Below are 24,459 nucleotides of genomic sequence, written 5' to 3'. Positions count from 1 at the left end.
TCCTTTCGTTCTTATTTACGCAACATAAAATACCCTCTAAGGGGGGCTGGGTAGCCCTCAATGCTTTTGCTGCTATCCTTTGGGTCTAAAAAAGACTCTAAACTTAAGCCCTCAATCCAAGGGGTTTTATGCTGCTCGACGGTGGTGGTGGGTTTAAAAGCAAGGGGGGCACACTCTTTAAAACCTGCCTTAAAAGCCCAGTTTTGCAAGGCTTTCACACTGGGGATAAAATAGACATTAGACATTTTGGCGTAAGTGGTGGGGCAGAGCGCGACCTCTAGGGGGCTTTCAAAAATCAAGGTATCCAGCACCAGCACCCCGCTAGGTTTTAAGCCCATGAAAAGGGCTTTTAGCGTGTTGTGGGGGTCTTTTCGGTGGTAGAGCACACCTAAACAAAAGAGCACATCAAAGCACTTAGGGTAGGTGCGTAAATTCTCCACGCTTAGTTCTTCGTAGGCGATCGAGGTTTGTAAAAAGCCATTGAGCCAGTGAAATTGTTTTTTAAAAAGCGCACTTGGGTCAAAGCCTACTAGGCTCTTAGGGCACTGCTCTTGCATGCAAAAAAGGTAGTAGCCATTGTTGCAACCAATGTCGGCGACTTCTAGCCCCTCTAGGTTGATTGCCCCCTTGATTAAATCCCATTTCATGTAGCTTTGCCATTCGCTCTCAATGCAAAAGCCTCTATCCCCTTGCAAAAAGCAGAAGGGTCCCTTGCGCCACGGCCTTAGTGCCCAAGCCTCGCGATAGACTTGCTCTAAAGAGAGATGAGTGGGCAATGGGACGCGCACGCCCCTATGTGTACCCTTACAGCGGGTCAAACAAGCTCCTTGAAGTGGGTTTATGCCACAGCTCTTGTAAGGGCACACTGCCGAGTACCAAGCCTAGGGTGTAGTCTGCAGCGCATAAGAGATTTTGCAGATCTTGCGAGTCTTTATAGCACATGTGCTCCAGCTCTAAGGGCTCTTGGCTAAAGAGCACCACCTTATGGTAGGGGGCGATTTTTTGAATAAAATCTAATATGCGTGGCAGCTGGGTGGCGGATTTTTCATAAATCAACACCCGCTCGCTCTGCCCGAAGGCGCACAACTCTAGGCGTTTGTTGGTGTAATGCGCTTGCATGCCACTTAGCGTGCCTAAATGGCTTAAATTGGCCTCTAGCCTCAAATCTTCACAAAGATTTAGCACCCTTGCCAATTCAGGGGCATACAGCCCTGAGATTTTTAAATCATGCCTTTGCCCCTTGTAATGCAGAGCCATAGAAAAGAGCTGGGCGTTTAAGAGCGTGAAGGGGGGGGTGCTTGCAATGTCTTTAGTGGCTAATTTGGGTGGGGGGTTGGTGAGCAGCAAGGTTTGCACCCCGCTTAAATCCAAGTTCAGCAACTCCAAGAGCTCCCCCTCAAAGGCGCACACCCCGGGGGCTTTTGTGAGCTTATGAAACATTTCAAGCTCTAGGCTGGAGAGTTGGTAGGGGGTGATGGGCGCGTCTAAAAACTTGTAATACAGGAGTTTAAACACCGCCTCTTGCAGGTTTTCTACGCAAATCCACGCAATTTCAGGGTCGCTGATTTGGGCTTGTTTTTCAAACAACACCCCATAAGCCCCAAGCCGCACCGCCTCTTCAATGCAAGCGGGGTTAAAGGCGGCAAACAAACTGCCCTTTTTCACCCGCTCCAGCCTCGAAGTGGCGTTGGTAAAGGCACGCACAAAAGGTTCGCTCTCTAAAAACCCCCTAGTAACCGCCACCACTTCACAGACATCCACTAGCCGATTTTCGCCCCATTGTCGGTTGGGCTTAAGGGGGTGATGAGCTTTAGCCCCTCTTTGCCGCTCGCACTAAGCACCATGCCCTCACTCACCAGTCCTAGCATTTTACGGGGGGGTAGATTGAGCAGAGCGCACACCTGTTTATTCTCTAAATCCTCTGGGGCGTAGTGCTTGGCAATGCCGGATAAAATTTGGCACACCTGTGTGCCAAAATCTATTTGCAAACACAAGAGTTTATCGCTCTTAGCCACCCTCTCAACCTTAATCACCGTGCCTACCCGTATGTCTAGTTTGGCAAAGTCCTCTACGCCAATCGTGTCTGCCCTTTTTTGGGTCTCTTTTGGGCTTTCTTTAGGCGTGGCTTGCACTTCTTCAAGTTTTGGATACAGGGCCTCTATGGAAGCAAGCTCTAAAGCGGGGAGTAAATAATCCTTTTGCATGCACGCTTTAAAGTTTTTAGGGCTTAAGGTGATGCCTAGCCACTGGGCTAACTTGGTGGCACTTTCAGGCAACACGGGGTAGAGATAAAACACGCTTTTAGCTAAAAAGGTCGCCACAAGGGCAAGCAGTGCCTGGGCTTTCTTGGGGTTGGTTTTGGCAAGTACCCATGGCTGTTCTTTGGCAATGGTGGCGTTGCAAGCCTCAAACACTTTCCACAGCTCCTCTAAATGGCGGTGCAGTTGTAAATCCATCAAATACGGCTCTAGGTTCTCTAGTTTGGCCTGCCATTCTTCATACAAGGGGGCGTAAAACTCTAGTGTGTGGTGGCTATCAATCTTGCCCCCAAAGGGTTTTAGTAACCCAAAGAGGCGCTGCACTAAGTTGCCTAAAGTGTTGCTTAAGTCGGCATTAAAGCGACGCACCAAAGCCTGCACGCTAAAATCCCCATCTTGGCCTAGTGGGGCTTCCCTTAAGAGAAAGTAACGCAGAGCTTCGATGCCATAGGTGTTGGCTAAATCCTTGGCATTTAGCACATTGCCGATGCTCTTGCTCATTTTCACGCCTTCGATCGTCCACCACCCATGCACGCAAAGTTGCTTAAATAGGGGCAAGTCTAGGCTCATTAAAAAGGCAACCCAATAAATGGCGTGGAAGCGTAAAATGTCCTTGCCGACAATGTGGATCGCGTGTCCAAAATAGCCCATTTTGGCGTTATCTGCTCCATAGCCTAGGCTGCTGACATAGTTTAAGAGCGCGTCCAGCCACACATACACGACATGCTTAGGCTCGTTTAAGCGTTTAGGCAGAGCAATGCCCCAAGAAAAGCTTGTGCGGGTGATGGATAAATCGTATAGCCCTTGCTTGATAAAGCTTAGCACCTCATTGCGCCTAGATAGAGGCAAAATAGCGTTGGGGTGCTTTTCGTAAAAGTCTAATAGTTTGTCTTGGTAGCGGCTCAGTTTAAAAAAATAGCTCTCTTCGGCAACTTTGGTGGTGGGGCGGTTGCAATCCGGGCAGGTGACACTATTGGTGGCAAAACTCTCGCAACTCACGCAATAATCCCCCTCATAAACCCCCTTGTAAATATCGCCTTTTTGCAGCATGAAGTCGAAGGCGTGTTGCACGGCTTGCTCGTGTGCCTTGTCGGTGGTACGCACAAAATGGTCGTAATCAATCTTTAAAAAATCCCATTCGTTTTTAAAGATTTGGCTAATTTTAGTGGCGTACTCTAAGGGGCTTAAGCCGTGCTCGGCCGCGCTTAAAGCGATTTTTTGCCCGTGCTCGTCCGTGCCCGTGAGAAAAAAGACTTCCCTGCCCTGCAGGCTGTGGTGTTTTTTCAGCATGTCGGCGATAAAAGTTGTGTAGGCATGCCCTAAATGTGGGCTGTCATTGACATAATAAATCGGGGTTGTGATCAATATTTTTTGCATACAAAGCCTTTTTTAAATCTTTTTAAACCCCCAACAACGCCACACCACCGGCTAAGGGCACGCCTTAGCTAAAGATAAACCTGTATCATAGCACAAAAGCGCAAATTAGCGCGCCAAAACCCCTATAAATCTTTTAAAATGCGGATTTCAAAGGTTTTTTCTTTGGTGTCTAGTAGGGTGATTTTGCCCCCATGCGCTTGCACGACTTGCAAGGATAAAGCCAAACCTAGCCCATTACCCTTTAATTTCGTGGTTTCAAAGGGCTCAAAGAGCAAATCCTTATCTAAAACTTCCTTGCCATCGTCTTTAATGTGAAACACCACCCACTCCTCCTCTTCAAAGGCGCACACCTCAATGTGCCCCTCTTCGCACGGCCCCTCTTCGATCGCGTCTATGGCGTTGTAAAGGAAGTTTTGTAAGGCGATAGAGAGCAGGCTTAAGTCGTAAGAGGCACTGATGGACGCAATGTCGGTTTTAAGACTGATGTCTTTAGTGTAGCTGTATTGGTTTAGGGCTTCTTTGATTTCGTCCTCTAAAAGCCCCAAACTTTGGGGGACTTTATTGGCATGCACGCCCTTAGAGAATAAAAGGGTCGCTTTGATGATGCGCTCCACCCGCCATAAAGAGCGTTGCAACTCAAAGACAATGGGCTTGGTTTTGTCGTCTACTTTTTTAAGGAGCACCGAAGTTAAAAGCGAGATAGAGCCCACGGGGTTTCTAATCTCGTGTGCTAAGTGGGCGGAGATTTTCCCCATAGACACTAGGCGTTCTTGGCGTTTTTGTTTGGTGATGTCCGTGGCGGTGATGATTTCCTTGCCTTGGATTTTATTGTTTTGGAAAAGGTAGTTCTTGCCCTCGTGCTCGATCTCGGTGTTAAAACCTAAAGCCTTGGCCTTTTCAAAGACTTCTTGGCTTTCGATCGCCTTGCTGTTCTTGTAAAAAAAACTTTTGTTCTCGTTGATCACCCAAATGGCTTGGGGCAAAATCTCAATCACCCACTCGTAAAGGGCTTTGTAGTCCTTAAACTCTTTTTCAACTTTATAGCTTTGTAGGATAAATTCATTCAGCAGGCGCAAGAGTTCTTGTCTGTCTTGTCCGCCTATGTTGTCTAAGATGTTTTGATCCACAAGAGCACTCACCCTTTTTTCTGCGCCTCTTGGTCTTTTAAGAAGTTAAACAGCAATTCGCTATAGCCAAAATGCCCGCTCAGCTCATTAGAGAGCGACTCCTTATACATGGACTGGTAAATCTCACTGCCCGCTTGTTTAGGATAAAGCGGGTTGTCTAGCTTCAAGGCAGTGTCTAACATAAACTTTAAAAGTAAGGACTCAAAGGCATCGGTTTGGACTTTGAGTTGTTGATCCTCCAACTTGCCCCCCTTGGTGTGTTTGAGCTTGTTTGCGTCTAGCTTGTTGGCTAGGTAGTTGTTGTAAATGTCTAGGTTGTTCTTAATCATATGATCTCCATATCTGCGCTGATCGCGCCGCTTTTTTTCATGGCCTCTAAGATCGACACAATGCTTTTAGCCCCCACCCCGATTTTTTGCAATGCCTTCACCACACTAGCGATCGTGGCCTTGGGGGTGCTTAAAATGTTTTCTTTTGTGTCTAGGGCGGTGTTAGGGCCTAGTTTGGCAATGTCCTTTTTTGCCTTGCCCTTTTTGGGCTCTAGGGGCTCTGGGGTGATTTTAATTGTGATGTCCCCGCTAGTAACAACCACTGGATGCACCTCAATATCCACACCCGCCACCACCGTGCCCGACTTCTCGTCAATGATGATTTTATTTTGGTTGCTGTAGTCAATATTGACTTCCTGGATTAAAGCCAAAAACTCCACCATAGTGAGCTTTTCGGGTTTTTTGAGCTTGATCGTTTTAGGATCGATGGCTAGGGCCACGGGCTCTTTAAAGGCCTCATTTAGGGCTTCTTGGATTTTCACGGCGTTTTTAAAATCGGGGCGTTTTAGGCTTAAAGTCATGCCATTTTTATGCGCCAAATCGTAGGCAATTTCCCTTTCAATGGTCGCGCCATTGACGATCGTGCCCGAGAGCAGGTTTTTAGAATTGCCTAAACTGACACTCCCCTGCGCGATTGCGTAGATATTGCCATCGATTGCCGTTAAAGGAGTCATCACCAACACGCCATGGTCTATGGACTTGGCATCCCCGATTGAGGAGATCTGCACATCGATTTTATCGCCCTGTCTAGCAAAGGAGGGCAGGGTGGCGGTGATCATCACAGCGGCGACATTTTTAGATTTAATATCATCGGGCGACACCTTGACATTCACACTCTCTAGCATGTTGGCGATGGATTGCATGGTGAATTTTGAGCCCGATTTATCCCCCGTGCCATTAAGCCCAATCACCAAACCATAGCCGATCAGCTGGTTGTCGCGCACACCCACGATACTCGCCACATCTTCAATCTTTTCGGCGTGCAAGGACATATTTAACGCTCCACACAAACATAAAACCCAAGCACATTTTTTGAACATAGTTTAAATTCTACCCAAATATCTTTAAAAAATCTAAGCCCTGAAGCTTTGTAGAAAAAGGCGTGGTTTTTGTCTGTTATAATGCCACCTATGTGGGGATTTCTTCGGTTTTTAATGTGTGTTATGCTTCCTTGTGTGTGCTTGGCTCAGATCCTAGAAGACAAAGATCCCAAAGAGTCCCCACAAGAACACACCATCCAAGATTTGCACGCCATCCAAAACAGCTTTTTTAACAAAGAGCACAACGCCCTAGACAACACTTTGTTTATTGACTACAAACTCGGGCAAATGCCAAAGTTGCGCCTGCGTTATGCCATGGTTACGACCCTTGTTTTTAGCGAACCCATCGCTGAGGTGGTGCTGGGTGACGACATTGGCTTTAGCACTAAAACCCTAGGGCGCAATGTGCTCTTAATCAAGCCCCTAGAAGTGGGCATCGATTCAAATTTAAATGTGATTGGGGCGAGCGGCAAAATCTATGCCTTTTACATTTTCTCCACGACTTTCACTAGCCCCAAAAACCCGATTTTAAATGTCTATGTCTCCAGTCAGCACTTTTTTAAAGACAAGGGGGCGTTAAACCAGCCTTTAGCCACGCTTGAAAACAAACTCCAAACCCCCACCATACCCACGCAATTTTTGAAAATCGGCACGGGGGGCAATGTGCTTTTAGTGGATAAAAGCCAAATGCAGCGGGGTTATCGGGTGCTTGGGGGCAAAAGGCGGGCGTGGTTTTGTCTGTGGTTATGCAAAGTCGCTTTTAAGGCGCAAATCAAACCCCTAGATATTTTTAACGACAAGCATTTCACTTACTTTAAGTTTGACAGCCAAAGATCGGGCGTAAAATTCCCTGTGGCTTACAAAGTGGTCGATGGCTACGACAACCCCATCAACACCCGTATTGTGGGGGATTACCTCATCGCCGAGGACATCGCCCCTAAATGGACGCTAAGAGAGGGTAAGGTGCATGCCTGTGTGCGTAAAGTTAGCAAAACCCCATGAAACCCTTTGTCAAAAAAGCCTTGATTTTTGGGGGTGCTATGGCTGTGGTTTTTACCACTTCTTTAATTTTGCACCGCCCCAAAAAGCAAGAAATCTTAGAGTTGCAAGACACCAACTACCCCCTAGCTGACTACCTTTTTATCCCCAAAACCCCACCCCCATCCAAAGAAAACTCCGATCTAGCTCATTTGCAAGAGCTCTTGCAAGAAAACGCTAAAGAAATCGCCAAGCTCAAGGCACAATTAGAAGAGGCGAAGAAATCCCCTCCGCCACCACAGGTGCAAGAGCCAGAAGTTGAGCCCCCACAAGAGCAAGAAATAGAACCCGAGCCTGCTGAACCCACCCAAGAGGAGCTAGACATGGAAGACGCTTTAAACGGGCGTATACAGGGCTTTGAAGAACCCCAAGAGGAGGAGATCGACTACGGGGCGAGCCACTTTGAAAATTTAAAAACCCACGATTTGGCCACGCATGAAAACCGCTTACTGCGCACCATCACTGCAGATAAAATGATCCCCGCATTCCTAGTAACGCCCATTAGCTCCCAGCTGGCCGGTAAAGTCGTGGCACAGGTAGAGAGCGACATTTTCGCCAACATGGGGCGGGCGATTTTAATCCCCAAAGGCTCAAAAGTCATCGGCTATTACAGCAATAACAATAAAATCGGGGAATACCGCCTAGACATTGTGTGGAGCCGCATCATCACCCCGCAGGGCGTGAACATCACACTCACCAACGCTAAAGGGGCAGATGTCAAGGGTTATAGCGGACTCGTGGGGCAAATGATCACACACAACTTCCAACGCTACGGCATGCCCTTGCTCGTGTCGACTCTCTCCAACGGGCTTTTGATCGGCTTAACTTCAGCCCTTGCCAACAAAACGGGCAAGAACAATCTCTTTGGTGATTTTTTACTCATGCAACTCACCCGCCAAACGGGCTTGGGCTTAAACCAAATCATCGCCCAAATCTTAAAGGACAAGAGCAACTTAAAGCCTATTATCATCATTAGGGAGGGCTCACGGGTGTTTATCTCGCCGAATTTAGACATCTTTTTCCCCACGCCCACAGAGGGCGAAGTTATGGCAAAGTTTTTCACACACCAAGCATTGCATTAAATGCGTTATAATGTGAAGTTTTGATTTTAACTAGAGGGTTACCTATGAAAGTCTATTTTTTTGCCACTTGTCTAGGGGGGGCGGTGTTTAGCCAAACGGCACTAAATTGCATTAAACTTTTGCAAAGAGAGGGAGTGGAGGTCATCTTCAAAAAAGATCAAACCTGTTGCGGGCAGCCTAGCTACAACTCCGGCTACTACGATCAAACCCGTGAGGTTGTGCTCCACAATGTCCGCCTATTCAAGGAGGATTATCCCGTGGTTGTGCCTAGCGGTTCTTGCGTGGGGATGATGGCGCACGATTATTTAGAGCTGTTTGAGGGGCATAAGGAATACGAGGAGGTGAAAAACTTCTCTCTTAGGGTCTTTGAGCTGGCTGAGTTTTTGGATAAAAAACTAGAGGTGCGCTACACCGACCTAGGCGCACCCATTAAAGTTACTTGGCATTCTAATTGCCACGCTTTAAGGGTGTCTAAAGTGATTGAAAGCGCGAAAAAAATCATCGCCCAGCTGTCTAATGTTGAGCTGGTGCCTTTGCAAAGAGAGGAGGAGTGTTGCGGGTTTGGGGGAACTTTTGCGGTGAAAGAACCAGAGATTTCCAACGCCATGGTGCAAGAGAAAATCCACGACATCGAGAGCCGCCAAGTGGAGTATATCCTTTCAGCCGATGCGGGTTGTTTGCTCAACATCAGCGGAGCGATGGCAAAGATGAGAAGCAAGACTAAATCTATGCACTTTTACGACTTTTTAGCCCAAAGAGTGGGCTTAGGAGCTTAACATGACACACACACACAGCGACCACGATTACGAACAAGTCATCGGCGAGAAGTTAAACGATGCGCAATTACGCACCAACTTGCGCTCAGCAATGGACACTTTAATCCACAAACGCAAAGACCTACTAGAAGATCGTTACCCTGAGTGGGAACAATTACGCACGATGGGGCAAAATGCGAAATTAAAAGTCTTAGCCCAACTAGACACCTATGTCCAACGATTTGAGGAGAACGCCACCAAAAACGGCTTTGTGGTGCATTACGCTAGCACGGCAAAAGATGCCAATGAGATCATCTACAACCTAGCCAAAGAGCGGGGCGTGGAGCGCATTTTAAAGGGCAAGTCGATGGCCAGCGAGGAAATCGAGCTCAACCGGTATATGAAGGAAAAGGGGATTGTCGCTAAAGAAACGGATTTGGGCGAGCTCATCATCCAGCTCATTGACGAACACCCTGTGCATATCGTGGTGCCCGCCATCCACAAAAACCGCCACCAAGTGGGTAAGATTTTCCAAGAAAAGCTAGGTGCCCCCCTTGAAAGCGAGCCTGAAAAATTAAATGGCATTGCGAGAAAACACATGAGAGGCGAGTTTGAGGGCTTTAAAATGGGGATTTCTGGGGTGAATTTTGCCATTGCCAATGAAGGGGCGATTTGGCTTGTGGAGAACGAGGGCAATGGGCGCATGTGCACCACGGCCTGCGATATCCATGTCGCCATTTGTGGGATTGAAAAAATGGTCGAAAGCTTTGAAGATGCTTCGATCTTAAACAACTTGCTTTGCCCTAGTGCCGTGGGCGTGCAAATCACCTGCTATCAAAACATCATCACGGGTCCGCGCCAAGAGGGCGAGCTAGACGGGCCTAAAGAGGCACACATCATTTTATTAGATCACAACCGCAGTAACATTTTAGCAGACGAAAAATACTACAGAGCCCTAAGCTGTATCCGCTGTGGGACTTGTCTAAACCACTGCCCCGTGTATGACAAAATTGGCGGACACGCCTACTTGGCGACCTACCCCGGGCCTATCGGCGTTGTCATCACCCCCCAGCTGTTTGGGCTAGACAATTACGCCCACATCGCCAATTTATGTAGCCTTTGTGGGCGGTGCGGGGAGGTGTGCCCGGTCAAAATCCCTTTGCCTGAACTCATTAGAGATTTGCGCGCCGAAAAGAGCCACGAGGGGCGGGGTGTGGTGCGGGGCTATAAAGACACCAAGCACAGCAAATTAGAAGAGCTAGGCATGAAGGCGTTTGCCAAGATCGCCAGCAATGGCACGGCGTGGCGGGTGGTCATGGCCATGAGCGGCGTTTTCGCCCCTTTAGGCAAGGTTTTCGGGCATTACACGCCGGTGTTGAAAAAGTGGCTTCGTTATCGAGAAATGCCGACAATCCATGGCAATTTGCACGCTGAGGTGAAAAAATTAACGGGGGTGATTTATGAGTAAGCAAGTGGTCATTGAACGCATCCAAAACGCCCTAAAACAGCACCCAATCGCCCATGAGGATTTACCCTACAAGAATATGATCACAGATGCAAAAGCAGACTTGATCGAACAATACAAACACCTCCAAGAGCTCAACCGCTCTGAGCTTAGCGAATGTGCCAAAGAGGACTTAGCCACCGCTATTCAAGAGGCACTAAAGGGCTTTGAAACCCAAAAACTCTTGTGTGCCACGAATTTACCCTGCTCTTTAGAGGAGTTAGACCCGCAAAATCTCTACACCAAAATCCCCTACGATAAACCCGTGGAGGACTTCAAACAAGAGATTTTCAACATCGACACGGCGATTTTAGAGGCAACTTGTGGCGTGGCAAACTTAGGCATTGTCGGCATCGCGTCTTCAAAATTTGCCCCCCGCCTAACTTCGCTCATCACCCTTAAATGCGTGATTTTGCTAGAAAAGTCTAAAATCGTGCAGAATTTAGCCCAAGGGCTCGAGGCTCTTAAAAACGCTGGCGAGGGGCGTTTGCCCACAAATATGCTTTTTATTGGCGGGCCTAGCCGTACGGCAGACATTGAGCTAAAAACCGTCTTTGGCGTGCACGGACCTATGGCGACCCATGTCATCTTATACTAAGGAGCAAACATGCGTTTAGAAAAAGGGAGCGTAGCTCCCGCCTTCACTTTAAACAATGCCACAGGGCAGAGTGTTAGCCTTAAAGACTTTTTAGGCAAAGTTGTGGTGCTTTACTTTTACCCCAAGGACAACACCCCGGGGTGCACCCTTGAGGCGCAAGATTTCACCAAGTTAAAAGCAGAGTTTGGGGCGAAGGGAGCGGTGATTTTAGGCGTGAGTGCGGACGATGCCAAAAGCCATTGCCATTTTATCGAGAGTGAAAGTTTAGGCATTGAATTACTCAGCGACCCTAACCACGAAGTGGCAAAAGCTTACGGGGCTTATGGCGAGAAAAATTTGTATGGTAAGGTGAGCGTGGGGCTGATTCGCTCCACTTTTGTCATTAACCAAGAGGGCAAAATCGCCCATGCCCTTTACAATGTCCGCGCCAAAGATCATGCTAAGAAAGTGTTAGGATTATTGTAATGGTGATTCTTTATGCTACCGAACAATACCACCCCTTGCAAACCGGCACCGCCACCGCCGACTATGGCTTAAGTAAGGCATTAGCTCAAGACGGGCATAAAGTCTATGTCCTCACAAGCGATGTTTTTAACCATGCGGGAATCACAATAGACATCAAAAGGCAGGGGAAAGCTTGCGAGGTGCAAGGACACAGGGCTTTAGAGATTGCACCAAATTTATGGGTTTTAGAGTTTCATATCTTTCACGATGGCCAAGAGTGGCAAGGGGAGCTAGAGACTTACCTCGATTTTGCCAAGAATTTTGCTTGCGATTTGCTTGTCAATTCTTCCTTTTTTACTTGGAATTGCGATGTGCTGTTGCCCCACTTAGCCACCTGCAAGGCAAAGAAGAAGTTTTTAAGAAACCACACAGAAATGCCAAACATTGCCAAAAAACCCGCCAAAAAACCCCCACAATCTAAACTAACCCAACTTCTTAAAACAATCTACCACAAGTCAAGGGGCATCAAACACCCCCTAGACCCCCTAGAGACCCTTAAAATGCAATTAAGGCAATATGATAAAATCCTTTTCTTGCATAAGAACAGCGCCTTTTACCAACACTTGGGCCAAGAAGCGGACTTAAATTTAGACATTTTACCCAATGGGGTTTTTGCTAAGGACATTTGTCCGCCCAAATTCCTACCCCCCCCCCCCCCCCCCCCCCCAAAATCCCCCCCCCCCCCCCCCCCAGAAAGCCGCCTAGACCCACATCAACTAAGCCCCCACGCACTTTTAGAGCAACTTTGCCAAAACCCTTTCATCTTAAATGTGTCTAATTACTATGCTGAAAAAGGGCAAGAGATGGTGCTTAAGGCGTATTACGCCAGCCACGCGCAAATGCCCTTAGTTTTTGTAGGCTCACTCAATAGAGGGCACACCCTCGATCGCCTCAAAGCCCTTAAGACCCATGAGGACGGGGTGCATGGCTTTAAAGAAGTGTTCTTTTTTTATGGCATTGGGCGGGATGAGGTGTTGAAACTTGCCAAACACGCCACCTTATTTTTGCACGCAAGTACAGGTAATTACGAATCCTTCCCCATGGTGCTTTTAGAAAGCATGCAATTTGCCACCCCCTTTATTTGTACGCCTGTGGGTAACGCTAGAGAGCTCGCACCCGAGTTAGTGGTACAAGACATCCCCCAAATGGCGGTTAAAATCAACGCTCTGCTTGGCGACCCTAAATATTATCACCACATCTCCACCGCTTTGCACCAACGCATCCAAAATTTCGCCTATGAAGAAATCATAAAGAAACTCTTGGCGTTTTAAGCCACCACCCTGCCCAGGAGTATCCCCTCTTCAAAGCTGTGGCAGTGGGCCTTGTAGTGTCCCGGGGGGGTGTGCTCTAGCATACTTTCATTGATGAGAATCTCCCCATCAATTTCTAAGCCCCAGCGCTTGTCGCGCGCACGCAAAAAAAGATTGTCCTCGCTAGCTCCCTCCACGATCACCTCTAAAGTCTGCCCCACCAAACTTTGCATGGAAGCTTTGACCTGCTCTTGCACGAGAGCGTTGATGCGATCAAGCCTCTCATTGACAAGTTTGCTCGCAATTTGGGGCATGCCATAAGCCTTTGTGCCCTCTTCAGCACTGAAGGCAAAGAGATTTAAGCGATCGAATCTAAACTCTTGTAAAAACGCCTCCAATTCGTCTATGTCGCTCTCTTGCTCGTGCGGGTGGCCTAGAAGCAGGGTAGAGCGCAAAAAACTTCCCGGCACGGCACGCATGGCTTTTAAGAGCTCTAAATGCTTGGATTTTGTAGAGTTGCGGCGCATGGTTTTGAGCATGGAGTCTGTGATGTGCTGGATGGGCATGTCAAAGTAATTGGCAAAAATGGACGAGCTGGCGATCGCCTCTATGAGCTGGTGTGTGGTGCTGGTGGGGTAGAGATAAAAAATTCGAGCACTTTTGATCGCCCCCTGTTTATCGATCGCTTTAATGAGCTGCACCAGCCCCTCTTTATTGCCCTGATCTTGCAAGTAAGAGCTAGAATCTTGGGCGATAAAACTTATATCTACATAGCCCCTTTTGGCAAGCTCCTCCACTTCGCTTAAAATGCTTTCTATGCTCTTGCTTTGCAAACGCCCTTTAAAACTAGGGATCGCACAGAAACTGCAATTTTGGTTACAGCCCTCGGACAATTTGACATAGGCATGCACAGAGGAGCCGATGATCGTGCGGGCGTGTTGGCTGGCTAAAAAGACGCGTTTAGAAAATTGGCTTTGTCTTTGCTCTAAGAGCATGTCTATTTTGTCGTAATCGCCCACTCCCGTAAAAATGTCAATTTCGGGCAATTCTTTGGCCAGCTCCTCTTGATAACGGGCGCTCAAACACCCGCTTACCACGACTAAAGCCCCCTTTTTGCGCCCTTCAATGGCTTCTAGCAAGACTCGAATGCTCTCTTCTTTGGCGGACTTTATAAATCCGCAAGTGTTGACAATGATGGCATCGGCTGTGCCTAAATCGTTGGTGAGCTCGTAGTGGGCGAGTTTGCCTAGCATCACCTCGCTATCGACTAAATTTTTGGAGCACCCCAAAGAGATCAAATGTAATTTAGGCAATGTGATCTCCCTGTGTATCCACCTCCCAAAAGAAGTCGATCCACGAAGTCGCCTCTTTTAGGGTATAATCCGCTTGAAAATGCGCGCTCTTATGTGCGAAGAGCACCGCGCTTTTAAAGTGGGCGTTGGGGTAATGCTCTTTTAACACCTGCATCACGCCCAAAAAGCTACGGCCACTATCCACGATCTCATCCACGACTAAAATTTCTTGGTGGGTGGGTTTGAGTTTGGGGACATTGTCGATGACAAGCTCACCTTGTTTGCGATCTATGCCATAAGAGCTCGCGTTGATCGCATACACCTCCTTAGTGTCCCAATACAGCCCTAAAAAGTGCGCCAAAGTCATCCCACCCCTTAAAATAGACACGATCGCTTGGGGTTTGAAGTCGGCTTCAACCATTTGAGCCAACGCGACAACATCCTTTCTAAACTCGTTGTAGCTGTAGTAAAGGTGCATTAAATCTCCTTGTAATGGTGTTGCATAAACGCCTTGATCGCCACGCCCTCAAATTGAGCTTTTAGCCCTAAATCCACCAAGCTTTGCTCTAGGGCACTCAGCACCCATGCGCTTTGGTAAACTTCAATGATTCCCATGTGGTTGATGCGTAGCAAATAGTCTTTTAAGCCGTCCTGCCCACCTGCCACAAGCACGCCATATTTCGTATTTAGGTGCTTTCTAATGTCTTTAGCCTGCTCGTGGTAGATCACAGACATACACAGAGCCGGGGCTTTGGGGTAGATTTTTAGCCCTAGAGCCTCAAGGGCTTTATTGCTACTTTCTGCTCTTCTTTTCGTGGCGGTGTAGAGCACCTCTAACCCACCCAACTCTTGCACGAGTGCAAAGTAGGTTTGTAGTCCTAAAATGTGCGAAATGCCTGCCGTGAAGGCGGTGGTGTTCTTTTGTTGGTTTTTGAGCTCTAGCTTAAGGTTAAAGTAATAGCCACGATCCTCCAGCCTTGAGAGCGCAAAATCGCTTAAGGCCAAAAAGCCAAGCCCTACTGGTAACATGAATGCCTTTTGGCTGCCCCCAATCAGCACATCGACATGCGTGGTGTCTAAAGGCTCGACTCCCAAAGCGGTGATCGCGTCAATGACTGTGATGATCTTGGGGTTATGCTCTTTGGCCGCTTTGCTGATGCCCTCAAAGTCTAAACGCAGTCCCCCCGAAGAGTCGCACACCTGCAGGGCGATCGCTTGGATGCTTGGGTTCTTTTGCAATGCCTCTAGCACTTGAGCGGGGCTAATGGGCGTGTCCCACGCGCTCTTAAGCTCCACAACACTAAGGCCGTGCGCCCTAGCGATTTTGCCAAAGCGTTCGCCAAATTTGCCATTATTCAGCACCAATAAGGCGGGCTCTGGGCTGGGGCGTACAAATTGTGAGATTGCCGCCTCCATCGCCCCTGTGCCGCTGCTCACCAAGGTCAAGACCTCAGCCAGTCCTACCATCTCTTTAAGTTTTTGGCGCACAGAGCCAAAGATCGCTTCAAACTCTGGCGTGCGGTGGTGGGGGATGGGTTGGCTTAGGGTGTTGCTAATGGCGGGGTGAATGGGGGTGGGCCCGGGGGTGAAGAGTAGGGTTTGCGTGGGTTTCAAGTGTCCTCTTTTTGTTCTTGGCAGTGCAAAGCGTCAGTATAACATAAACCTACGGGTTTTGGTGTATAATTTGGGTTAAAGGATTTATATGCGTTTGTGCTTGCATTTAGCGTTGTGTACCCTTTTTGCCCCCCCGCTCTTTGCAGAGTTTTCCCTGCAGGCGGTGGACGATGCCGTGCGTGAAATGGCGATTTATCAAGTGAGCGTGCGCGAAGACATCGCGCTTTTCAACGACCAACTCAACCGCGCCATTGCTAAAATCCACAAAGACCAAGACACAGAAACCCGCAAAGAAGCCGACCTGCTCAAAGAAAGTACCATGCTCTATCAAGTCTTGCAAGACTACTACAGCAAAGACTCGGTCTTGTTTGACTATTCAAGAGGGCTCTTTGAAGGCTACAACGCTATTTTAAAAGAAGTCCTGCAAGTCCCCCATCTAGCCCCCCTAATCCCTCTCCTACACGAAATCGTGCACCAACTGCAGACCATGGCAAAGTTAGAACATAAACTCAACACCCTGCTTAACGATTAAACTTAAAGCCCTTTTGCCATTCTTATAGCCAGTGGGGCACAAGTTGAATCCCTAGGTGCCCTTGAAGTTGCCGCCCCCCTTTGCACCTTAGGCAATTTGGCATTGCTTAAACACCACCTAAAGCCCCCTTGCATTAGCCCTTTCAGCCTGCTTAAAGCGCGCCCGAGAGCAAAATTGAGCCCACAGCTTGAAGCAGATGAAGCCCCTTAAAGCGAGGGGTGTTTTGGTGTTAGCCCCTTTGGGGGGGTTGGGCTTGTTGCAACATTTGTAAGAGGTTTGCCACGCCCCCCTTAGAGCTGAGCTTTTTAGCCAGTTGGCTGGCTTGATCAAATCTCTTTAAAATCCTGTTGATCTCGGCGACTTCAAGTCCCGAGCCTAGCGCAATGCGTTTTTTACGGCTGCCATTAAGGATTGTGGGGTTGTCCCTCTCTTTAGCCGTCATGGAGGCGACCATCGCCTTGATTTTTTTGATCTCTGCGGAGTTTTCTAAATCCGTGCCTTTGAGTGCCCCCGCTACCCCACTAAGCCCGGGGATCATCGACACCAAAGAGCTGATCGAGCCTAGCTTTTTGACTTTTTCTAATTGCTCCAAAAAGTCGGTGAAGCCAAATTGCCCCTTTTTGAGCTTTTTAGAAATGTTTTTTGCCTCTTTGGGGTCGATCACGCTGCTGGTTTTCTCCACCAAGCTTGCAATGTCGCCCGCCCCCATGAGGCGGTTGGCAATTCTCTCGGGCACGAAAATATCTAAATCGGGGATTTTCTCCCCATGCCCGATGAAGCGCAAGGGGATTTGCAATTGGTGGGCGATGCCTAACGCCACGCCCCCCTTGCTGTCGCTGTCAAACTTGCTTAAAATCACACCGCTAATGCCTATCTCGGTGTGGAAAGTCTGGGCCGAGCGCACCCCGTCTTGTCCGCTTAAAGCGTCTGCCACATAAAAGGTTTCCAGAGGATTTAAGAGATTTTTTAGGGCTTTAAGCTCGTCCATTAAAGGCTTGTCGATCGCCAAACGCCCCGCACTATCCACAAGCACCACATCAAACTGCCCCTCTTTGGCCCGCTCTAACGCCCCCTTAGCAATGTCTAGCACACTCCCCTCTTTGTGGAACACCTCCACCCCGATTTGCGCCCCCAACACTTGTAATTGCTCGATCGCGGCTAACCTCTCCAAATCGCACGCCACCAACAACACCTTTTTATTGCGGGTCTTTAGATAATTTGCCAGCTTGGCGCAGGTCGTGGTCTTACCCCCCCCTTGCAAACCACACATCAACACAATTGTGGGTGGTGTGGAAGCGTAAACGAAGCCACTAGAAGCTCCCGGCACACTCAAAATCTCTAGCAAACTCTCTTGCAGTGCGTCTAAGAATTGCTGTTTGCCGATCCCCTTAGCCTTGGTCTTTGCCTCTATATTTTTAACGAGTTCTTTGGCGACTTTGTGATGCACATCATTACGCAATAACGCCTTTTTCAGCTCATCTAGGGCTTTTTCAAGGGCTTTTAAATCGTCTTGAAAACGGATTTTGCCTAAAGCGTTTTTAAAAGATTGGGTTAGGGTGTCAAACATGTTTATCCTTCTAGCATTGAAAGTTCTTTTTGCACTTGGGCTTGTTTCTCTAATAAGGTCTTGTTGCGCTCTTGCAAGCTCTCTAGGAGGGCTTTAGGGGCTTTTGCCAAAAATTGCGGATTGTCTAGGTTTAACTTTGCTTGCTCTTTTTGTAATTTCTCTAATTGTGCCTTTAAGCGTTTGACAAGTCCGCTCACATCCACCCCCTCTAAACTGACATGCACCACGCCCAGCTCCCCGCGATCGCTGATGGCTTTAGGCGGTTTGCCTGAAGAGGTAGAGATATTGGGGATTTTGCTAAGTTTAGCCACGCATTGCAAGTCCTCCGTCTCTAGGGGGGTGGGGCTCTCAATGGTGGCGGATTCAATGGGAGCGTTTAGCAAGATTTTAAGCCGCCTTAACGCCGTGATGCTCTCTTTCATTAGATTAAAGCGCGCTTCTAATGTGGCGTTTTGCGTGGTGTCTTTGGGGTAGGGGCTTAACATGATAGACGGGCTGTTTTCTAGCGCACTCTTATCTAGGCTTTGGTGCAAATACTCGCTGATAAAGGGCATGAAGGGGTGCAAGAGTTTTAAACCCTCTTGAAACACGGCAATAAGCTCGCCAAAGACGAAAGGGGCTTCTTGGCTGTTTTTGTAAGCCTTAGAAAACTCCAGCACCCAGTCGCAAAACTCCCCCCAAAAGAAGCGATAAAGCGCAGTGGCAGCGTCATTAAAGCGATAAAGCTCTAAAGCGTGGCGGACTTCTTTGGTCGTGGCGTTTAAGCGGGATTTGGCATAAGCCCCTAAGCTTGTTTTAAAACTTGTGGCTTTTGTGGCGGTCTGTGCGCTTAAGAAAAGGGCAGCGTTGTAGAGTTTGTGGCTAAAGTGCTTGGCTTGCTCCAGGACTTTGGGGTTTAGGCATAAATCCCGCCCTTGCACACACAACATCGCCAGCGCAAAACGCACCGAGTCGCTCCCATAGGTTTTAATAAGCTCTAAGGGATCGATCACATTGCCCTTAGATTTACTCATTTTTTCGCCCTTTTCATCCCGCACCAAAGCGTGTAGGTAAATGTGTTTAAAGGGCAGTGCACCTAGCAAACTCTCCCCGCTAAAGAGCATTCTAGCCACCCAAAAGAACAAAATATCAAAGCCCGTAACCAGCACGCTATTAGGATAAAAGTCGTTTAAATCGTTGGCTTGAAACTTCACGCCCTCAAAGTCTTGTAGCCCCTCTTGGGCAAACCCTAGGGTGCTAAACGCCCACAGCCCAGAGCTAAACCAAGTGTCGAGCACATCAGGGTCTTGCTCTAGGTGGGTGTCTTTGCAAGTGGGGCAGTGCGTGGGGGTTTCTAGGGGCACGAACTGGTGTTTGTTAGTGCAGGTGAAAACGGGGATTTGATGCCCCCACCAAAGTTGCCGACTGATACACCACGGGCGCAACTCTTGCATCCATGCATTGTAGTTATTGCGCCAATGGGGGGGGTAAAATTGTGCTAAGCCTTGCGCCATTTTTTCTATCGAGCCTTTGGCGACTTCTTGCTTGACAAACCACTGCTTAGAGATATAGGGCTCAATGAGACTAGAACAGCGGTAACACACCCCCACTTGGTGGCTGTGCTCCTTGATTTCTTTAATATAGCCACCTTGTTGCAGGGCTTCTACGATTTTGGGGCGGGCTTCTAGGCGATCTAGCCCCGCAAACACCCCGGCATGCGCGTTTAATACCCCCTGCTCGTTAAAAATCACTAAGGGCGTGAGATGATGCCTTTTACCCACGGCGTAGTCATTGGGATCGTGCGCGGGGGTAACCTTCACGCACCCACTCCCAAAGCTCGGATCCACATAGCTGTCGGCAATGATGGGGAGTGGGCGATGTGTCAAGGGCAATAGGGCCTTTTGCCCGATGAGGTGTTGATAGCGCTCATCTTCAGGATGCACCATTAGGGCGACATCCCCAAAGAAAGTTTCAGGGCGCGTGGTCGCCACCACAACCTCCCCCCCGCCCTCTAAAGGATAGCTTAGATAGTAAAGCTTGCCTAGCTCCTCTTTATACTCCACCTCAATATCCGCGAGTGCCCCATCCTTGCAACACCAGTTGATCATGTAGGTGTCTTGCACGATTAGCCCCTTGTCAAACCACGCTTTAAATGCGCTTTTTACGGCTTTTTCTAGTCCCGCGTCCATGCTAAAGCGCAGGCGACTCCACGCACAACTCACTCCAAGCTCTTGCATCTGCTCTAAAATCTGCCCCCCGCAAGCCTCTTTCCACGCCCACACTTTTTTAATAAACGCCTCACGCCCGAGTTGTTCCTTTCTTACCCCTTGCGCTAAAAGTTGCTTTTCCACGACATTTTGCGTGGCGATGCCGGCGTGATCTAGCCCCGGTTGGTAAAGCACCCGGTAGCCGTCCATGCGCTTAAAGCGCACCAAAATATCTTGAAGGCTGAGCGTGAGCGCATGCCCCATGTGCAACCTGCCGGTGACATTGGGCGGGGGCATCATGATGCAAAAGGGAGGTTTAGTGTTGTCTTCGCTCACCTCAAAATGCCCCCGCTCTTGCCAAATTTGGTAAAAGCGTTTTTCTAGGGCGTTATCAAAGGGGGGAAAATCCATGAAAATCCTTGGGAGTTTTTTGGCTTATTCTAGCTTGAAGTGGCTTAAAAAGGAGGGTGGAACTTAAGAAGGCTTGCGCAATGCGCGCGATGGCCGTGAAGATTTAAAAAATAGGGCGCGCCCCCACGCTTTTTACTTAGTTTTGCGCCAATGCCCAAAGCATGGCATAGACAAAGTCTGCACTGATTTGCGCGCTTTGGTGCAAGAATGCATCAAAGTCCGCGGGAGCAGTGCCATCGGCTGTGTCGCTCACACTCCTTAGCACGCAAAAAGGGATGTTGAAATCGCGGCACACAAAGCCTAAACTCGCCCCCTCCATCTCCACCACACTCGCCCCAAAGTGCTGAACAAAGGTTTGTTTGCGTTTAAGATCGCTTACGAACTGATCACAAGTGGCGATGATGCCCTCCTTAAGTGGGAGATTTAAATTTTGCGCCACGCTTTTAGCTAGGGCGTTGAGCTGTGGGTCGCTCTCTACAAATACACTGCTTTCAGGGATGAAGCCTAAAGGGTGGTTAAAAGAGGTGAGGTCGATGTCGGCTTGACACAGCTTGGTGGCTAGAAGCAGGTCGTTGATGGCCAAATTAGGGGCTAGGCCTCCTGCCACGCCACTAAAGATCAAAGCTTGGACCTTGTGGTGCAAGATCAAAGTGCTGGCCGTGGTGGCGGCGTGCACCTTGCCTATTTTGCTGTAGGCCAAAACGATGTTTAAACCCTCTAGCTGTAGGTGGTAGTAGGTGTTGTTGCCAATGTTTTCGCTTGTGTGCGTGGGGAATTTCTTTAAGATGGGGGCGATTTCTTCTGCCATCGCGCCCATCACCCCGATGGTTTGAAAAGTGGGCATGTGTGTCCTTTGTTTAAAATTTGTTTATTTTAGCATATTAAGCTAGGGCTTAGTTGTTTTTGGTTAGGATTAATCTTTATGCTTGTGGACAGGTGGGTGAGTTGGCTGAAACCACATCCCTGCTAAGGATGCGTAGCCGCAAGGTTACCGAGGGTTCGAATCCCTCCCTGTCCGCCACTTTCTTAGGGTTTAGTTTTCTCCTTTTTGTGTTTTTCGTGGGTGTCCTTTCACCCTTAGTGCTCCAATCCCATAACCCCCTCCTCTTATTGGGTTAAGAGGCTTGTTTTAAGGGCATTTAATGTGCTTAAAACCTTGTAAAAAAGCCTTCAGCTTTTTAGCGCAAAAAGCCATATTGATACACCTTTGGTTGCAATGCTTGGGCTAAGGCCCCTAGCACCTCTTTAAGCTGGGCATAGAGCATTTTGTAATGCGCATCTTTAGCCTTGCTCGCGGGCTTGAGTTTGCCCTTAGCGTCGCGCCCGCTAAAAAACTCCTTGATGTCATAGAGGCTAGCATTGGGGTCAGATTTTTCTTGTGTGTGGTAGCAGACAAGCAGTTTTAGGTTATTTTGCGTGTCATTACAAGAGGTTTGCGGGGTTTGAAAGCGCCCTTGAGCGATGTCTCTAGTCCCCTCTTGAATGGAGGCAAAGCGCGCGCTATGAATGCCAGGCATCCCCTTTAGAGCGGACACACAAAGCCCGCTATCATCAGCCAGGACGCAAAAATCCCCCTGCATGTCTAAGAGCTGGTAAATTCTTTGGGCTTTGAGGCGCGCATTTTGCTCAAAACTTACTCCATTTTCCTCAATTTCTACGCTCTTTAAATAAGCGCGGTAGCTCTTTACTTCCATGCCCTCTAAAATGGCTTGCAATTCTTGTATTTTTTTGGGGTTATTGCTAGAGAGAATGATGTGCATGTACGCCTCTGTTGTTTAAAGAGTTCTGCAATGCCAAACAAAAGGGGTTTTGAGATGTGAATTTTTGGATTTTGCCCTGCGCATTGCGGGCTAAACACGCTGTATTTTCCACGCTGACAAGGGGGATAGTCTTTAAATAGTTTTCTAGGGCTTGGGTTTTATAAGTGCCCTTCAAGATGTCTAAACAGGCTTGTTTGAATTTTTGGCGTAAGTATTGGGGCTTGAAGCAAAGCTGGGGGTGTTGTTGCAAGGTGGGTATATCTAACTGCGGGCTAGAGAGAGGGTCATCGAAGGTATAGTAATAGCTCTCATAGAGAAACTCGACGAGCCGTGTGCTGTATTGGGCGTAAAAAGGGGCATAACGATCGTAATAGTCATCCGTCCCCACGATAACATCAATATCACTATCTTGGCCGATGCCTAGCTTTTTGGCCGCATAGAGATCGGCATACTCCCAATCTTGCGACTCGCCTAAAAGGGCAAAGAGGTCTTGCTGATCCTCCCCCCTAATCAAGCGGTAAGCCAATTCTACGATTTTAAAATCCTTAAAAAAGGCTTGGACAGGCAACATGGGCTTAGGGCTAATTTGTTGGTTGTCAATGAAATACTGCACCATTTTATCCCAGTCTGCTGGATCGCTTTGGAGTGCGCTTAGGGCTTGCGTGTAGCTGTTTAAATCTAAACCTTCTTGGTGTGCTTGTAACAGGGGGGCGTAAATAAAGTCCAACACTTTTAAATAATCGCTAATGACTTGGGCAAAGGGTGGCCTGCGTCTCTCCACATTGATATAACCGTTCATCAAGGCGAAGAGATGGAGCATTTCAAATTGTTTTAGCGCGCTTATAAAGCGTTTTTCTTGCGCATTGCGGGGTTTGAAGCGTTGCAAAAGCGGGACTTGGTTAAAAAACTGCTCGGCGAGCTTTTGAATCACTAGAAGAGAATCGATGGCGGCATTATTCCTAGTAAGGTCTGTGTTACTCTGATTGATGACAGTTGCCATCGTATTGTGCAACTTTTTAGCAATCTCTAGCAAAGCGGGCGGGGTTGTGGCCCTTAATAAAGTCCCTAGCAAGAGGGCAATAACAAGAAAACGCATTAAAATTCCTTTTTTAGATTAGTTTGTAAGGCTTGGCAAAAAGCGTCTTTAGTGTGGAAAAATAGGGGTTGCTGGTTAGCATCTAAAGCCACGCAGGGGGAATTATCCATGAAAAAAGCCCTCAAGACTTCTAGCTGTGCCTTAAGCGCAGGTTGAGGTTTTGCTAACAGGGTTTGGCATTCTTTTTGGAGTGCAGGGTTTAGATAGTTGGGGTTAAGGCAAATCGTGGGGCGTTGTTGCAGAATTTCAGGCGTGATGTCTTGCAAATCTACATAGGCATCAATGTCTTTAATCACCTGCAAGATGCGCGCCGTATAGAGATAGAGAATGTCTTTAAGGGGAGCAAGTGGGGCTTGGTTGAAGAGGTCTTTTTTAAAATCTCCCCTCTCTTGCATGCGCCCCGCATCATCATCTAACATAGAGGCGATATACACTTTAAGCCACGTAACAGAGATAGATAAAAAATCACTAGAAACCTCATAGAGATCATTAACATCGCGTATCAAGTCCTTAGAAATACCCCCAGGGTTAAAAGAGGCGTAATATTCCATGCTAGAAGCATAATTTTCGAGCACATAGTAGCAATCCTTATAGGCACGCTTGCACACTAAATTTTTTTGAAGATGGCGCAAGTAGGCATCAATCTTTAAACCTCCTTTTATGGCCTCAAAAAGAGGCTTGTAAAAAAAGTTGAGAAACTCTAAGAAGTTTGTAGCGATCTGAGAGGCTGGGGCATCGCTCATCATGCTCAGTAAGTGCATGCTCTCAAATATTTTAACCTGTTCTAAAAAATCTCTTTGGTGCTTGTTAGTGGCTTTAAATGTTTGAAACAAGGGCACTTGATCTAGAGCTGTGCGCGCTAGTTTGGATATTTTGTCTTGATCTAAGCTATCTTGCAAGGCACTTAAATAGGCGCTATAGGGTATCTCTTCTTTATTTTGCGTAGGGCTTTAAAGACTTCTTGTTTGGCTATTTGCAGGGTCTGCTGTAGGCTTGTGAGTGTTTTGATCAAGGCAGGCTTAGGGGTGGTTTTGGAGAGTGTTTTTTGATAAGAACACCCGACCAAGATCGTATAGATCATCAAAAGCAGATAGCGCATGGCATTCCTTAAAACCGCATTTTAGCGCAAAAAGCCATAT

The 24,459-nt window shown here is 48.0% G+C and carries 24 protein-coding genes and 1 tRNA gene; 9 read left to right on the top strand and 16 right to left on the bottom strand.

Going from position 1 to position 24,459, the window contains the following annotated elements; all coding sequences use genetic code 11:
* Positions 1–11: 11 nt before the first annotated feature.
* The 6 genes from cmoB to AOG36_RS00100 form a co-directional block, all read right to left on the bottom strand.
* Complete coding sequence (gene cmoB / locus AOG36_RS00125) at positions 12–776, bottom strand: tRNA 5-methoxyuridine(34)/uridine 5-oxyacetic acid(34) synthase CmoB (protein WP_173380421.1); 765 nt, start codon at positions 774–776, stop codon at positions 12–14.
* A gap of 28 nt (positions 777–804) precedes the next feature.
* Positions 805–1,761: a hypothetical protein gene (locus tag AOG36_RS00120; protein WP_015107500.1), complete on the bottom strand. Its 957-nt coding sequence runs from the start codon at positions 1,759–1,761 to the stop codon at positions 805–807.
* Complete coding sequence (gene metG / locus AOG36_RS00115) at positions 1,761–3,635, bottom strand: methionine--tRNA ligase (RefSeq protein ID WP_015107499.1); 1,875 nt, start codon at positions 3,633–3,635, stop codon at positions 1,761–1,763. The genes AOG36_RS00120 and metG overlap by 1 nt, the downstream gene beginning before the upstream one ends.
* Before the next feature lie 122 nt (positions 3,636–3,757).
* On the bottom strand, positions 3,758–4,774 hold the full coding sequence (locus tag AOG36_RS00110) for a sensor histidine kinase (protein WP_015107498.1): 1,017 nt from the start codon (positions 4,772–4,774) through the stop codon (positions 3,758–3,760).
* Entirely contained in the window at positions 4,771–5,091 is a 321-nt protein-coding gene (locus tag AOG36_RS00105; RefSeq protein ID WP_015107497.1) for a hypothetical protein, read from the bottom strand. The genes AOG36_RS00110 and AOG36_RS00105 overlap by 4 nt, the downstream gene beginning before the upstream one ends.
* On the bottom strand, positions 5,088–6,083 hold the full coding sequence (locus tag AOG36_RS00100; protein WP_015107496.1) for a flagellar basal body P-ring protein FlgI: 996 nt from the start codon (positions 6,081–6,083) through the stop codon (positions 5,088–5,090). Before AOG36_RS00100 ends, AOG36_RS00105 begins: the two co-directional genes overlap by 4 nt.
* A gap of 183 nt (positions 6,084–6,266) precedes the next feature.
* On the opposite strand from AOG36_RS00100, the gene AOG36_RS00095 reads away from it, so the two are divergent.
* Genes AOG36_RS00095 through AOG36_RS09185 form a run of 7 tightly spaced genes read left to right on the top strand, consistent with a single transcriptional unit; the run spans position 6,267 to position 12,883 of the window.
* Entirely contained in the window at positions 6,267–7,133 is an 867-nt protein-coding gene (locus tag AOG36_RS00095; RefSeq protein WP_015107495.1) for a TrbG/VirB9 family P-type conjugative transfer protein, read from the top strand.
* Positions 7,130–8,251 (top strand): DNA type IV secretion system protein ComB10, encoded by a 1,122-nt coding sequence (locus AOG36_RS00090; RefSeq protein WP_053825320.1) that lies wholly within the window; start codon positions 7,130–7,132, stop codon positions 8,249–8,251. The genes AOG36_RS00095 and AOG36_RS00090 overlap by 4 nt, the downstream gene beginning before the upstream one ends.
* A 44-nt stretch (positions 8,252–8,295) precedes the next feature.
* Positions 8,296–9,027, top strand: coding sequence for a (Fe-S)-binding protein (locus tag AOG36_RS00085; RefSeq protein ID WP_015107492.1), 732 nt, complete (start codon positions 8,296–8,298; stop codon positions 9,025–9,027).
* A gap of 1 nt (position 9,028) precedes the next feature.
* Complete coding sequence (locus tag AOG36_RS00080; protein WP_015107491.1) at positions 9,029–10,474, top strand: LutB/LldF family L-lactate oxidation iron-sulfur protein; 1,446 nt, start codon at positions 9,029–9,031, stop codon at positions 10,472–10,474.
* Complete coding sequence (locus tag AOG36_RS00075) at positions 10,467–11,108, top strand: LutC/YkgG family protein (RefSeq protein WP_053825319.1); 642 nt, start codon at positions 10,467–10,469, stop codon at positions 11,106–11,108. Before AOG36_RS00080 ends, AOG36_RS00075 begins: the two co-directional genes overlap by 8 nt.
* Before the next feature lie 9 nt (positions 11,109–11,117).
* The gene (gene bcp, locus AOG36_RS00070) at positions 11,118–11,573 is read left to right on the top strand and encodes a thioredoxin-dependent thiol peroxidase (RefSeq protein WP_015107488.1); all 456 of its coding nucleotides are present in this window, start codon (positions 11,118–11,120) and stop codon (positions 11,571–11,573) included.
* Positions 11,573–12,883: a glycosyltransferase family 4 protein gene (locus AOG36_RS09185; protein WP_274377866.1), complete on the top strand. Its 1,311-nt coding sequence runs from the start codon at positions 11,573–11,575 to the stop codon at positions 12,881–12,883. Before bcp ends, AOG36_RS09185 begins: the two co-directional genes overlap by 1 nt.
* On the opposite strand, the gene rimO is transcribed toward AOG36_RS09185, so the two are convergent.
* Genes rimO through AOG36_RS00050 form a run of 3 tightly spaced genes read right to left on the bottom strand, consistent with a single transcriptional unit; the run spans position 12,880 to position 15,768 of the window.
* Complete coding sequence (gene rimO / locus AOG36_RS00060) at positions 12,880–14,175, bottom strand: 30S ribosomal protein S12 methylthiotransferase RimO (protein WP_015107486.1); 1,296 nt, start codon at positions 14,173–14,175, stop codon at positions 12,880–12,882. The genes AOG36_RS09185 and rimO overlap by 4 nt on opposite strands.
* Positions 14,168–14,632, bottom strand: coding sequence for a phosphoribosyltransferase (locus tag AOG36_RS00055; protein WP_015107485.1), 465 nt, complete (start codon positions 14,630–14,632; stop codon positions 14,168–14,170). Before AOG36_RS00055 ends, rimO begins: the two co-directional genes overlap by 8 nt.
* Positions 14,632–15,768 carry a pyridoxal-phosphate-dependent aminotransferase family protein gene (locus tag AOG36_RS00050; protein ID WP_015107484.1) on the bottom strand — a complete coding sequence of 379 codons (1,137 nt, stop codon included), beginning with the start codon at positions 15,766–15,768 and terminating at the stop codon, positions 14,632–14,634. Before AOG36_RS00050 ends, AOG36_RS00055 begins: the two co-directional genes overlap by 1 nt.
* Positions 15,769–15,856: 88 nt before the next feature.
* Here AOG36_RS00050 and AOG36_RS00045 point away from each other — a divergent pair, with 88 nt between their 5' ends.
* On the top strand, positions 15,857–16,300 hold the full coding sequence (locus tag AOG36_RS00045) for a hypothetical protein (RefSeq protein ID WP_015107483.1): 444 nt from the start codon (positions 15,857–15,859) through the stop codon (positions 16,298–16,300).
* Positions 16,301–16,529: 229 nt separating this feature from the next.
* Here the strand turns inward: AOG36_RS00045 and ffh are convergent, their stop codons facing one another.
* The 3 genes from ffh to AOG36_RS00030 all read right to left on the bottom strand — a co-directional run bounded on the left by ffh (position 16,530) and on the right by AOG36_RS00030 (position 21,308).
* Positions 16,530–17,867: a signal recognition particle protein gene (gene ffh, locus AOG36_RS00040; protein WP_053825317.1), complete on the bottom strand. Its 1,338-nt coding sequence runs from the start codon at positions 17,865–17,867 to the stop codon at positions 16,530–16,532.
* Positions 17,868–17,869: 2 nt separating this feature from the next.
* Positions 17,870–20,464 (bottom strand): valine--tRNA ligase, encoded by a 2,595-nt coding sequence (locus AOG36_RS00035; protein ID WP_053825316.1) that lies wholly within the window; start codon positions 20,462–20,464, stop codon positions 17,870–17,872.
* 136 nt (positions 20,465–20,600) lie between these two features.
* Positions 20,601–21,308, bottom strand: coding sequence for a 5'-methylthioadenosine/adenosylhomocysteine nucleosidase (locus AOG36_RS00030; RefSeq protein ID WP_053825315.1), 708 nt, complete (start codon positions 21,306–21,308; stop codon positions 20,601–20,603).
* 86 nt (positions 21,309–21,394) lie between these two features.
* Here AOG36_RS00030 and AOG36_RS00025 point away from each other — a divergent pair.
* Positions 21,395–21,485 (top strand) — tRNA-Ser (locus tag AOG36_RS00025).
* Between the two features lie 157 nt (positions 21,486–21,642).
* Here AOG36_RS00025 and AOG36_RS08095 read toward each other — a convergent pair.
* The 4 genes from AOG36_RS08095 to AOG36_RS00005 are packed head-to-tail and all read right to left on the bottom strand — an operon-like array spanning position 21,643 to position 24,419.
* A complete protein-coding gene (locus AOG36_RS08095; protein ID WP_084815775.1) occupies positions 21,643–22,224 on the bottom strand; it encodes a non-canonical purine NTP pyrophosphatase in 582 nt (193 codons plus the stop codon).
* A complete protein-coding gene (locus AOG36_RS00015) occupies positions 22,205–23,320 on the bottom strand; it encodes a hypothetical protein (protein WP_015107475.1) in 1,116 nt (371 codons plus the stop codon). The genes AOG36_RS08095 and AOG36_RS00015 overlap by 20 nt, the downstream gene beginning before the upstream one ends.
* Positions 23,320–24,219, bottom strand: a complete 900-nt coding sequence (locus tag AOG36_RS00010; protein ID WP_015107474.1) for a hypothetical protein — start codon at positions 24,217–24,219, stop codon at positions 23,320–23,322. The genes AOG36_RS00015 and AOG36_RS00010 overlap by 1 nt, the downstream gene beginning before the upstream one ends.
* Positions 24,220–24,224: 5 nt before the next feature.
* Positions 24,225–24,419 carry a hypothetical protein gene (locus AOG36_RS00005; protein ID WP_015107473.1) on the bottom strand — a complete coding sequence of 65 codons (195 nt, stop codon included), beginning with the start codon at positions 24,417–24,419 and terminating at the stop codon, positions 24,225–24,227.
* Positions 24,420–24,459 lie beyond the last annotated feature (40 nt).

It is taken from the genome of Helicobacter heilmannii (genome assembly GCF_001283065.1).
Lineage (GTDB): Bacteria > Campylobacterota > Campylobacteria > Campylobacterales > Helicobacteraceae > Helicobacter > Helicobacter heilmannii.
Note: the sequence above shows the minus strand (reverse complement) of the source record. Positions and strands in the feature narration are given on the sequence as shown.

Bases quoted from the DNA above. Each gene is read 5' to 3' on its own strand.
- AOG36_RS00100 (WP_015107496.1), bottom strand. From the start codon at position 6,083: ATGTCCTTGCACGCCGAAAAGATTGAAGATGTGGCGAGTATCGTGGGT.
- AOG36_RS00085 (WP_015107492.1), top strand. From the start codon at position 8,296: ATGAAAGTCTATTTTTTTGCCACTTGTCTAGGGGGGGCGGTGTTTAGC.
- AOG36_RS00090 (WP_053825320.1), top strand. From the start codon at position 7,130: ATGAAACCCTTTGTCAAAAAAGCCTTGATTTTTGGGGGTGCTATGGCT.
- metG (WP_015107499.1), bottom strand. From the start codon at position 3,635: ATGCAAAAAATATTGATCACAACCCCGATTTATTATGTCAATGACAGC.
- AOG36_RS00105 (WP_015107497.1), bottom strand. From the start codon at position 5,091: ATGATTAAGAACAACCTAGACATTTACAACAACTACCTAGCCAACAAG.
- AOG36_RS09185 (WP_274377866.1), top strand. From the start codon at position 11,573: ATGGTGATTCTTTATGCTACCGAACAATACCACCCCTTGCAAACCGGC.
- ffh (WP_053825317.1), bottom strand. From the start codon at position 17,867: ATGTTTGACACCCTAACCCAATCTTTTAAAAACGCTTTAGGCAAAATC.
- AOG36_RS00030 (WP_053825315.1), bottom strand. From the start codon at position 21,308: ATGCCCACTTTTCAAACCATCGGGGTGATGGGCGCGATGGCAGAAGAA.
- bcp (WP_015107488.1), top strand. From the start codon at position 11,118: ATGCGTTTAGAAAAAGGGAGCGTAGCTCCCGCCTTCACTTTAAACAAT.
- AOG36_RS00045 (WP_015107483.1), top strand. From the start codon at position 15,857: ATGCGTTTGTGCTTGCATTTAGCGTTGTGTACCCTTTTTGCCCCCCCG.
- AOG36_RS00005 (WP_015107473.1), bottom strand. From the start codon at position 24,419: ATGCGCTATCTGCTTTTGATGATCTATACGATCTTGGTCGGGTGTTCT.
- AOG36_RS00055 (WP_015107485.1), bottom strand. From the start codon at position 14,632: ATGCACCTTTACTACAGCTACAACGAGTTTAGAAAGGATGTTGTCGCG.
- AOG36_RS00080 (WP_015107491.1), top strand. From the start codon at position 9,029: ATGACACACACACACAGCGACCACGATTACGAACAAGTCATCGGCGAG.
- AOG36_RS00075 (WP_053825319.1), top strand. From the start codon at position 10,467: ATGAGTAAGCAAGTGGTCATTGAACGCATCCAAAACGCCCTAAAACAG.
- AOG36_RS00015 (WP_015107475.1), bottom strand. From the start codon at position 23,320: ATGCGTTTTCTTGTTATTGCCCTCTTGCTAGGGACTTTATTAAGGGCC.
- AOG36_RS00035 (WP_053825316.1), bottom strand. From the start codon at position 20,464: ATGGATTTTCCCCCCTTTGATAACGCCCTAGAAAAACGCTTTTACCAA.
- AOG36_RS08095 (WP_084815775.1), bottom strand. From the start codon at position 22,224: ATGCACATCATTCTCTCTAGCAATAACCCCAAAAAAATACAAGAATTG.